The 10,621-nt window shown below is 64.4% G+C and carries 9 protein-coding genes; 1 reads left to right on the top strand and 8 read right to left on the bottom strand.

Annotation, left to right across the window (positions count from 1 at the left end; all coding sequences use genetic code 11):
* The 5 genes from QMZ05_RS28230 to QMZ05_RS28210 all read right to left on the bottom strand — a co-directional run.
* A partial coding sequence (locus tag QMZ05_RS28230; RefSeq protein WP_353703736.1) for a prenyltransferase/squalene oxidase repeat-containing protein occupies positions 1-1,164 on the bottom strand: 1,164 nt, incomplete at its 3' end.
* 66 nt (positions 1,165-1,230) lie between these two features.
* Positions 1,231-2,481, bottom strand: coding sequence for a hydroxysqualene dehydroxylase HpnE (gene hpnE, locus QMZ05_RS28225; RefSeq protein WP_353703735.1), 1,251 nt, complete (start codon positions 2,479-2,481; stop codon positions 1,231-1,233).
* Complete coding sequence (hpnD, locus tag QMZ05_RS28220; RefSeq protein WP_353703734.1) at positions 2,481-3,317, bottom strand: presqualene diphosphate synthase HpnD; 837 nt, start codon at positions 3,315-3,317, stop codon at positions 2,481-2,483. The genes hpnE and hpnD overlap by 1 nt, the downstream gene beginning before the upstream one ends.
* Complete coding sequence (gene hpnC, locus QMZ05_RS28215; RefSeq protein ID WP_353703733.1) at positions 3,314-4,192, bottom strand: squalene synthase HpnC; 879 nt, start codon at positions 4,190-4,192, stop codon at positions 3,314-3,316. The genes hpnD and hpnC overlap by 4 nt, the downstream gene beginning before the upstream one ends.
* 195 nt (positions 4,193-4,387) lie before the next feature.
* Positions 4,388-4,627 (bottom strand): hypothetical protein, encoded by a 240-nt coding sequence (locus QMZ05_RS28210; protein WP_050420121.1) that lies wholly within the window; start codon positions 4,625-4,627, stop codon positions 4,388-4,390.
* A 403-nt stretch (positions 4,628-5,030) separates the two neighbouring features.
* Here QMZ05_RS28210 and QMZ05_RS28205 point away from each other — a divergent pair, with 403 nt between their 5' ends.
* Positions 5,031-5,534 (top strand): hypothetical protein, encoded by a 504-nt coding sequence (locus tag QMZ05_RS28205; protein WP_074129025.1) that lies wholly within the window; start codon positions 5,031-5,033, stop codon positions 5,532-5,534.
* Between the two features lie 80 nt (positions 5,535-5,614).
* Here the strand turns inward: QMZ05_RS28205 and QMZ05_RS28200 are convergent, their stop codons facing one another.
* The 3 genes from QMZ05_RS28200 to QMZ05_RS28190 all read right to left on the bottom strand — a co-directional run bounded on the left by QMZ05_RS28200 (position 5,615) and on the right by QMZ05_RS28190 (position 10,582).
* Complete coding sequence (locus QMZ05_RS28200; RefSeq protein ID WP_353703732.1) at positions 5,615-7,999, bottom strand: MMPL family transporter; 2,385 nt, start codon at positions 7,997-7,999, stop codon at positions 5,615-5,617.
* 197 nt (positions 8,000-8,196) lie between these two features.
* Positions 8,197-8,991: an ethanolamine ammonia-lyase subunit EutC gene (gene eutC, locus QMZ05_RS28195; protein ID WP_353703731.1), complete on the bottom strand. Its 795-nt coding sequence runs from the start codon at positions 8,989-8,991 to the stop codon at positions 8,197-8,199.
* Between the two features lie 4 nt (positions 8,992-8,995).
* A complete protein-coding gene (locus QMZ05_RS28190; RefSeq protein ID WP_353703730.1) occupies positions 8,996-10,582 on the bottom strand; it encodes a B12-binding domain-containing radical SAM protein in 1,587 nt (528 codons plus the stop codon).
* Positions 10,583-10,621 lie beyond the last annotated feature (39 nt).

Below are 10,621 nucleotides of genomic sequence, written 5' to 3'. Positions count from 1 at the left end.
GTCGTCGAGATCGGGATAATGGTCGTTGTTGTACTGGAACGCCCAGCCGCCGGGACGGACGTCCGGCGCCTTGACCGCCCAGTCGCCTTTCAGCTCCAGCACCTGCCGCGGCTTCAGCCAGTCGAGGCCCTGCTTGGCCTTGGCGAGGGTGTCGTCGCCGCCCGCTTCCTGCAGCGCGTGGCAGGTCAGCGCGGTGTCCCACACCGGCGAGACGCAGGGCTGGCAATAGGCCTCGTCGTCGCCAACCACGAGCAGCTTGTCGATGCCGCGGCGAGTGATCGCGCGCGGCGGGAAATTCTCGTCCTTGCCGAGCGCCTCGTACATCATGACGATGTTGGCCATCGGCGGATAGATCGCGCCCATGCCGTCTTCGCCGTTCAGCCGCTCTTCGGTGAAGGCGAGCGCGGCATCGATCGCACGCTGGCGCAGGCTCTTCGGAAACATCGGCTCGATCACGCGCAGCACGGCATCAAGCGAGCGGAACAGGTAGAACCAGCTCGCGCTCTGATGCGGCGCCTTCGGCGCCATGCGAACCGATTTCGGATCCTCCAGGAACAGTTCGTCGATGCCGACGCCCTTCGGATTCTTCGCACGCGGCTTCAGCGCGGCGAGCACCATCAGCGGCACCATGGTGGTGCGCGCCCAATAGGAAATCTTGTTGATGTGGAACGGCGACCACATCGGCAGCAGCATGATCTCGATCGGCAGCACCGGCGTTGCGCGCCAGGTCACGACGCCATAGAGCGCGAGCAGGAAGCGCGTGAACACGTTGCTGCCCGAAGCGCCACCGCGCGAGAGGATCGCCTCGCGCGCCCGCACCATATGCGGCGCGTCGACGGAATCGCCGATCATCTTCAGCGCGAAGTACGACTTCACGCTGGCGCTCATGTCGAACGGGCCATCATGCACCAGCGGCCAGCCGCCATGCGCGCCCTGGACGCGGCGCAGATAGTTGCCGAGCTTCGCCTCGAGGGCGGCATCGATGGGCTCGGCCAGATAGTGACGCAGCAGGATGTACTCGGCCGGAATGGTGCTGTCGGCCTCGAGCTCGAACACCCAATGTCCGTCGGACTGGCGATAGCCGAGCAGCGCTTCGGTTGCCTTGGAGATGCTCTTCTCCAGCGCGACCGGATCGACTGCAACGCCGTGATCTCTCGAAAGCATTTCGCTCGATATCCTCTTCATCGCGACCCGGCTGATCGAAAGCCGCGGCCGCTTAACAGGTCGAATCTAGCGCGTGGCCAGAACCAGATCGGCGGCGCGATCACCCGACCGCACCGATCCCTCGATGGTTGCCGGCAACCCGGTAGCAGTCCAGTCGCCGGCAAGGAACAGGTTTTTTTGCGCCGTTGCGGCCCCTGGACGCAGGGCGTTCTGCTCCGGCGTCGCCTCAAATGTGGCACGGCGCTCGCGCACGATCTGCCACGGCGGCAGGTCGCCGGAAACGCCCGACGCCTTGCAGATATCCCGCCAGATCGCCTGCGCGAGCTCCTCGCGCGGCATGTCGACCAGGCGGTCGCCGTTGCTGATCGTGATCGACAGCCGTTGCGGGAACGCGAACAGCCACTCCACGAGGCCGCCGACCACGCCGAGAATGGGCGCGGCATCGCGCGGCGGATCGACGCGGAAATGCGCGTTGACGATGGCGCGGAATTTGGTCGGCGTTTTCACGCCGGGCAGCAGCGCGGCCGCAGCGCGCGGCGGCACCGCGAGCACGACGGCATCGCCGGCCGCAAGCGCGATCTTGTCGCCGCCGCCAAAATCGAGCTCCGTGACGCGATCACCGGTCATGCCAAGCGTACGCAATTCGTGACTGAACTGGACGCTGTGGCCACGCTCCTGCAGCAGCTTCACGGCCGGCTCGATCAGGACCGAGCTCAGGCCGTCGCGCGCGATCAGCGGGCGGCAGGCCTGCCCGCCCGCGAGCAGCGTCTCGCGCACGATGGCACCGGCAAGCCCGGCCGAGCCCTCCGGCGGATCGACGTTCAGCGCGGCGAGCAGCAGCGGCTGCACCAGGCGGTCGTACAGCGTGCCCTTGCAGGGAATGGTGTTGCCGACCAGCGCCTCGGTGCCGGCCCAGGCCAGCGGCGCCAATGCGAGATAGTCACGCAAGGTGGTGTCCGGGACGCGGCGCGCCTCATCGAACACCCAGAGCGGCAGGCGGGAGTCGCCGAGGTCGAGCTGCCAACGCTGGCCGGAGGCCAGATCGACAAACGGAAACTGCGCGCGCGCAGGCCCCACGAGGCCGGCCTCGGTACCGATCGAACGCGCGTAGCTCAGCGCATGGCGATTGCCCGACAGCAGGAGATGGTTGCCATTGTCGATGGTGAGATTGGTGGCGGCGTCGAAATAGGAACGGCAGCGGCCACCGGCCTGCTGCGTCGCCTCGTGGACGGCGACCTTGTAGCCGCCATTGGCGAGCCGCACGGCGGCGGAGAGGCCGGAAATACCGGCACCGATGATATGAACGGTCTTTTGCATCAGATGATCGCGTAACGAAGAAGAATGCCGATCTTGGCCGCCTTGGACACACGCACCGGCGCACGCGGGGCGGTGAAGCCGCGCGCGATCAACAGATCGAGGATCGCGCGGTAGTATTTCGACATGATCCGCGGCGCGCGTACAGCACGGCGCGAATTGCGCTTCATGATCTCGTCGGACTTCTGGAAATGCATCTTGGCGCGCTCGGCGAGCGGCGCGCAGACTTTCGGCAGCGCGCGGTCGGCGGTGACGCGGGCCGGGTCGTTGTTGGTGATGCCGGCGTGCCAGAGCCATTCGCGCGGCAGATAGAGCCGGCCGAGACCGGCATCCTCGTCGATGTCGCGCAGGATGTTGGTGAGCTGCAGCGCACGGCCGAGGTGATGCGCGAGCTGGATGCCATCGTCCTCGGGCAGGCCGAACACGCGCACCGACAGCCGGCCGACCGCACTCGCGACGCGATCGCAATACAGATCGAGCGTCGCAAGATCCGGCGCACGGATGTCCTGCGGCACGTCCATCTCCATGCCGTCGACGATCGCGACGAAATCCTCGCGCTTCAGGCCGAAGGTCTTCACCGATGCGACATAGTCCTTCAGCCGCTCCGGCGGATGCCCGGCATAGAGCGCGTCGATGTCGTCTCGCCACTGCTGCAGCGCGGCCAGGCGCTCCGGCCGCGGACCGTCGGAATCGGCGATGTCGTCGACCTGACGGCAGAAGCTGTAGATCTGGAACATCGCCTCGCGTTGCGCATGCGGCAGAATGCGCATCGCGGCATAGAACGAGCTGCCCGAAGCGGTGCTTCCGTAATTCGCGTTGGCCGCCGCCTCAGCATTCATGCGCCTGCCGCCGTCTTGGAGACCGCACGCCGTCCGGTCGCGCGCTGCGCGGTCTCGCCGGCGACGCCGCCGAGGCTCTGCAGCAGCAGTTCAACCTTGCTCAAATGCACGCGCTCGCTGAGCGGATCGCGCACCTTCAGCATGTTGACGATCTTGTCGGCAAAGGCCTGGATCACCGAGATCTCGAGCCCGAGCCGGAAGTCCTTCACCTCGGCGGCGAGCGACTTGCTCTGGTCGAGCAGCACGGCGGTGCGCACCGCAAGCGCCTGCAGGCATTTGAGCAGGGCCGGCTGTGACTTCGCCTCGCCGAGCATCTCGACGGTCGCGCCTGCGGCGGCGAGCGCATCGCGCGGCAGGTAGACGCGGTTCAGGTTCCGGTAGTCCTTGCCGCAGTCCTGCAGATGATTGTTGATCTGCAAGCCAGCGCAGAGCGCATCCGACGCCGCCCAAGTCGAGGTATCCTCGCCATGGACGTCGAGCATGAACCGCCCGACCGGCATCGCCGAGTAGCGGCAATAGTCGACCACGTCGTCCCAGGTTTCGTAGCGCAGCTTGGTGACGTCGAGGCGGAACGCCACCAGCACGTCGAGCGCATGCCGCGGCGCCATGCCGCGCTCGGCGAGGGCCCGGCGCAGATTGACCGCTTCCCTCTGGGTCTCGCCATTGCCGAGCAGCTCGGCCTGCATGAGGTCGAGATAGCGCAGCTTCTCCGCCGGCTGCAGCGTGGCGTGATCGGCGATATCGTCGGCGGTGCGGACGAAATTATAGAAGGCCAGGATCAGGGCACGATGCCGCGGATGAATGATCCACGACGCGACCGGAAAATTCTCGTCGCGGTGGGTCTTTCCGGATCGCAGGTCGCTCGCGGTGGTCATGGGAAATTTGGGCTACACTGGTCATGGCACGACGCAGGCGCGAACCGTCAGGCGCATGCGGGGGATTTGCGAGCCCCATATAGGGGAATACGCCACCAAAACCAATGCCATCTGTGACCGCCAGCATATGCAGCCGCGGCCGGCACGGAGCCAGCCGCGGTGTCGATAGCGGTCCCTTGAGACCTGAATTCGGTCTTATTGGCCGTGGGTCTTCAGCACCTGGTCGCAGGCGGCGCTGATCTTGCTGCGGTTCTGCTGCAGGCAGGCGAGAATGGTGAAATCGCCCTGATCGATGACAGAGCGGCAGTGACGCTGCACGTCGCGCGTGCAGGCCTTCTGCTCATCGGGTGTACCGCGTCCCTGCTGCTGCTGGGCGACGGCGCTGGACGCGAGCGGGATCGACAACAGGGCAAGAGCCAAGAGAAATTTACGCATCGTATTCCTTCATTTCCGACAGCAGAAAATCTGTTCCCGAAAGCGTTTCGGCAGGGCCGGGACGGATTTTGGGGATTGCAGACGCCACGTAACGCGGCAACGGATTGACGACAAGCACTGCTAAATGCGGCTAAATTTGCGGCGCTGTAAACCCCCACTTAAGTCATTGATTCACAACGTCGATTCACGCCATCACTTTGTCGCGCTTGGCTATTGCGGATGGTACTCGCGCAAAGCTAGATGCCATGATGAGGCCAACGGTTTCTGATTCTGTTCGATGACGAAAGGCGGCGCGCACGCCGCCTCTGTCGTTTGAACCTAACATTCTTGGGTGACACTAAACCTTCGATGCGGCGAGACGCTTTCTTGTGAAAGAGGCGTTGATTTTGATGGGAAATTCACAATGAAACTGTTTGGTTCCAGCCTTTATGGTCAGGCCCTCAGAGCTGTGGGCGTCGGCGCCGCACTGATGCTGTCTGCCTCCGCCGTCCATGCCCAGGCCAGCGGGCCTTTTGCCGGGTTTGCCGGTTCGTGGACCGGCACGGGCACGGTGGCGTTGTCCAACGGCACGACCGAACGCATTCGTTGCAAGGCGGATTACAAGGTCGCGCCATCGGGTCTGAGCCTGAAGCAGACCCTGCACTGCGCCAGCGACAGCTACAAGTTCGACCTCTCCAGCGACGTCACCAGCCAGGGCGACCGGATCTCCGGCAACTGGAGCGAGGCGAGCCGCAACATCTTCGGCAATTTGCAGGGCACCGCAGGCGGCGGCCGGATCGACGTGTTCGTCGAGGCGTCCGGCTTTGCCGCAAACCTCAACCTGCAGACCAACGGCTCCAAGCAGGTGGTGCAGATCGACTCCAAGGGCGAGATCCGCGGCGTCACGATCACCATGACGAAGACCTGACGCGCTCGATCGATTTCGCTGACAAACAAAAAGGCCCGGTTCCGAGCGCTTCGGAACCGGGCCTTTTCATTGTCGGTCGATCAGGCCTTTTCGATCGGCGCGGGTTGCCCACCCCTGCCGCGAAGCTTCTGCGACAGGTTGATCAGGAACATCGAGGTCGGCCGCAGGATGAAGAGGTCCGCGACCAGCGCTGCGACCATCGAGAATGCGCTGAGCCAGCCGAACAGGCGCAGTGACGGCAGGTCGGAGAACACGGTGACGACGAGGCCGCAGGCCAGCACCACCGTGGTCAGGATCAGCGCGGGACCGACCAGGACGGTGGCGCGCTCCACCGCTAGTTCCGGCGTGACACCGGGCTTGGTCTCGAGCCGCAGGCGGTTGAGGAAGTGGATGGTGGCGCTCAGCCCAAGCCCGAAGGATACGGTCAACGCCACGACGCTGGCGAATTGCAGCCCCTCCCCGAGCAGCCACAGCACGGTGCCTGACAGCACCACCGGGAAGATGCCGGGCAGGATGCAGGAGAACATCACCACGACCGAGCGGAACGCCAGCCCGATGAAGATCGCAACCAGCGCGAACTCAACGGTGAGGCCGCGGTTGAGCTTCTCGATCATGTTGGCGCTGTTGCGCGCGGCAATCACCGACAGGCCGGTGACGGCGATCTCGTAGCCGGGATGCTCGGCGCGCACCTTGTCGAGCGAGTGATCGAGCTTGTTCACCACCGGAAGCAGCTGGCTCGAATCGAGATCCGGAACCCGGCCCGACACCACGACCGCATCCTGATCCTTCGAGATGAAGCGGCGCACGAGATGCTCGGGAATCACGCCGACATATTCCTTCAGCGTCGCGACATCGTTGCTGCCGGCCTTTTCGGCGAGCCAGCGCCGCAAGGTCTCCAGCGACCAGACGTTGCCGACGCCGGCACTGTCCTCGACCATCGCGTGAACGTCGGCGATCGTCTTCAGCGTCTCCGGCGAGTAGAGCGATTCACCCTTGGGGAATTCGATCAGCACATCGACCGGATTGGCGCCGGTCAGCTTGGCGTCGAGCCGGCTCGACGCCGCCACCGCCTGCCGCTTGTCCGGCACCTGGTCGGCGAGCCGGTAACGCGGCTCGAGATTGGCGTAGATAATGCCGAGGCCGCCGACGACGACCAGCGCGAGCAGGCTGAACAGTCCGGGACGACCGACCATGCGCACCGCGATCCAGTAGCAGAAATTGCGCAGCGCCTGCACGCCGGCATCCGCGCTCTGGAACTTGACCGCAAAGATCTTCTCGTTGCGCACGAACAAGATGCCGAACACCGGCACCAGCGAGAGCACCGCGACCAGCGCGATGATGGTCGCCGCAAGTCCGGCCTCGCCGAATTTGCGGATCAGGTCGGAGTCCGAGAACTGCAGCGCGATGAAGGAAATGCCCGCCGTGCCGTGCGTCAGCACGCAGGCCGGCCCGACCACCAGCACCGCGTTCTTGAACGCGGTGAACTTGTCCTGCCCCGCGATCAGCCGGTCGCGCGCCGCGAATGTCAGCTGCATCGAGTCGGAGAAGCTGATCACCATGATGAGCGGCGTCATCACGTTGAGGAACATGTTGAGATTGAAATTGGCCCAGCCGAGGCCGCCGAGCGCGAGCAGGATCGCGATCATCGGCGGGAACGCCGCCGCCACCATGAAGGATATCTTGCGGAAGAAGATGATGGCGATGACGCAGCCGGCGAGGATGCCGAGGATGTTGTAGGTCAGGCCGTCGCGCTCGACCGCGTTGCGGATCTCGAGCTGCATGACCGGCACCCCGGACAGTTGGGCATTGAGCCCGCTGCCGCCGAGATCGTCGGCCATGATCTTCCTGATGTCGCCGACCACCTTGCCGAGCTTGTTGCTGCCGACCACCTCCGGCTCGAGCGACAGCACGACCAGCGCGAGCGTGCCGTCCTCCGACAGCAGCTTGCCGCGGATGATCTCGTTGCTTTTGACGGTTTCGACGAACTTGTCGTAGGCCGCGCCCTCGGGCAGTTCGTTCGGGAACAGCGCTGCCGGCAGCTTGCCGGGCTCCGGCGCCTGGCGCGCGGAGAACAGCGACACCAGGCCGCGCACCCCTTCGACGAGTTGCAGGTCCGTGACCATGTCACGGAGCTTGCCGAGATTGTCGCGCTCGAGCAGCGTCTTGCCTTCGACCACGACGAGCACGTCGAACTCGGTCGCCGGGAAGCGCTTGGTCACCGCCTCATATTGCTTGTAGTCTTGGGAGTTGGAGCGGAACAGCTGCGACAGCGAGTCGTCGATCTTGATCCGGTGGATGCCGAACACGGCGCCGATCAGCAGCAGGACCAGGACGACGCAGGACAGGATCGGCGCCCGCATCGGGATCAGGCCGAGACGCTCGATCCCGAAGGCGATGCTGGGGCCCGATCGCGGCTCTTCGACCTTCTCGACGTGGACCTGACTTTCCGAGTTCTTTTCGAGCATGCCCTGTCCAGTTCTGAAAACGGCTCAATCTGTCTAGCTTGGGTCTAGGGGCGCGAATGAGGCGGGTGAGCGCAACTGATCGGCGCTAGTCCTTGAAAACACGCGAATATTGACCGGCGCCGGTTTTACCTGTCCGCCCCTTTGCTCGCAAGCGCGAGGGTCTGACCAAATTGGCGGGGAACCGGCGATCCCCACCATTAAGTATCTGATTTGCCACACCCTGGGAGCGCATTCTGTGACGATCCACCGCCGCTTTCATCCTTTAACGCGACCCCGGTGATCTGGCGTGCCAGGCCTTCGCGCACAAGCCAGGAAATCCTGAACGCGGCTTCCGGATAGCTCAGCCCGGCACGGTGGATGTTGGAGATGCAATTGCGGTCGGCATCGGTGAGGCCGATCCGCGGCGCAAAGGTGAGATAGGCGCCAAGGCTGTCGGGCGCGGAAAGCCCGGGCCGTTCGCCGATCAGCATCACCAGCATGCGCGCGCCGAGGATGGCGCCGATCTCGTCACCTAGCGCAACGCGCGCGCCAGACGCGATGACCACCGCACCCGTGTCGATCCCGTCGGCCGCGAGCCGCGGCAACAGGTGCCGGATCAATTCGACGGCGTGCAAATTGACCGCCGTCGGCGACAAGCCATCTCCGATCACGATGGCGCACGAGCACGCGGCAATGCCGCTGCTTTCCAACGACCGACGCGATACGGAATCCAGCATGCGCCCGAGATCCGGCCGGCGCAGATAGTCACGCCGGTCGTGCGCCTGGCTCGACACCTCGCGCGGCGTGATGCCGAGGCCGGCAAGGCCGGCCGCAATGCTTCTGATCTCGAACGCCGCGTGAACGGCGTCGCGCGCACGGGCGTGGTCGAGCGTAAACGAGAGCAACGCATCGGTCGGCAGGCTGGCCCCGGTCCGGCCGAGACCGACGCGCGCCGGCGTAAGGTCACGCAAGTCGAGTAGCGACGGGGACGATGGCGCCGGCGGTGTCGTCATGCTGTCATTCGGCGGGAACGGAAGCCTCGCGCAGCCGGATCGAGTAGTTCGAGGCGTTCTGCCGGCCGCTGGAGGCTGCGCGCGCAAACGTGATCAGATGGTGCGCAACCAGCGTCGCCGAGATCAGCCCCTCGATATCGCCGCGCTTGAGCCGGCCGAGCGCAAACTTCCAGAACACGCGCCTGTAGTCGCCGAGCACGCCGACCTTCCAGAAGATGTTGCGCAGCATGATAAGGCCGCGCCGGATGTTGGCCCAACTCTTCATCTCCGGGCTGACCGGCACCTTGATGCGGTTGGCGTAAGTATAGTTGCATTGATGCAGATAGCGATCGAACAGCTTCTTCGGCTCGTAGGCGATCTCCATGCATTTGCGCCAGGAACTGACCACATCCTCATAGGGCAGCAGGAACTCGACATTGGAGTCGCGCCCCTCGTCATCGATCAGCCGCCCCGCCTTTTCGAGCCGATCCCACAGCGGCGTCTTCGGCAACGCCTGCAGCAGATTGATGGTCAGAAGCGGAATCTGTGACTCCTCGACGAAGGAGATGAGCGCGTCACCGGTCTGGGGCTTGTCGGTGTCGAGCCCCATGATGATGCCGGAGACGACCTCCATGCCGAAGGAGTTGATGGTGCGCACGCCCTCCAGGATCGGAACCATCATGTTCTGATCCTTGTGCATGGCCTTCAGCGCGTCGGGATCGGGCGTCTCGATGCCGACGAAGATCGTCACGAAGAAGGCTTCGCGCATCTTCTCCAGGATCTCGGGCCGCTTGGCGATATTGAGCGTCGCCTCGCAGGCGAGCCGCGTGACATAACCGGTCCGCTTCTGCCATTCGATCAGATGCGGCAGCAGCTCGCTCGCCGCCTTGCGGTTGCCGATGAAATTGTCGTCGACGAAATAGACGGTGTCGGTCGCGCCGCATGCGCGCAGCTTGTCGAGCTCCGCGATGATCTGCTGCGGCGACTTCAGCCGCGGATTGCGGCCATAGAGCCCGGGGATGTCGCAGAACTCGCACTGATAGGGGCAGCCCGAGGAGAACTGGATGCTGCCGAGGAAGTACTTCTTGGTTTCGGCGAGCTCATAAGCCGGCAGCGGGAAGTCCGTCATCGGCAGGCGGTCGATGGTCTTCAGCACCACCTGCTGGTCGGGACGGCTGGTGTCATCGGCCAGGCGCCTGATCAGCTCGTTGGTCGCATCGCCAAGCTCGCCGACATGAAGGTAGTCGAATGAGGGATAATAGTCCGGGCAGGCACTGACCGACGGGCCGCCGATCGCGACCACCAGGTCGTGGCCATGCGCGCGGTGGCAGATGTCGTTCATCTGCTGGCGCTGGATGTGCATGCCGCTGACGAACACGGCCTCCGCCCACTCGAAATCCTCCGTCGTTGCCGGACGCAGGTTCTCGTCGACGAAACGAACCTGCCAGTTCTCGGGAAGGTATGCGGCAATGAGCAGCAGGCCCTGCGGCGGCATGAACGCCTTGACGCCGTCGGTCAGGGGATAGGAGTGCTCGAAGGTGCCAAACGACGACGTATAGCGCGGGAAGACGCAGAGGATACGCCGTGCTGTCTTTATGCCCTCAGCTCTCATCAATACGACCCCGAAGCACCTGTAAATCTAACCACGGCG

The organism is Bradyrhizobium sp. INPA03-11B, from assembly GCF_040446015.1.
GTDB classification, from domain to species: domain Bacteria; phylum Pseudomonadota; class Alphaproteobacteria; order Rhizobiales; family Xanthobacteraceae; genus Bradyrhizobium; species Bradyrhizobium macuxiense_A.
This window is presented reverse-complemented; position numbering and strand designations above follow the sequence as displayed.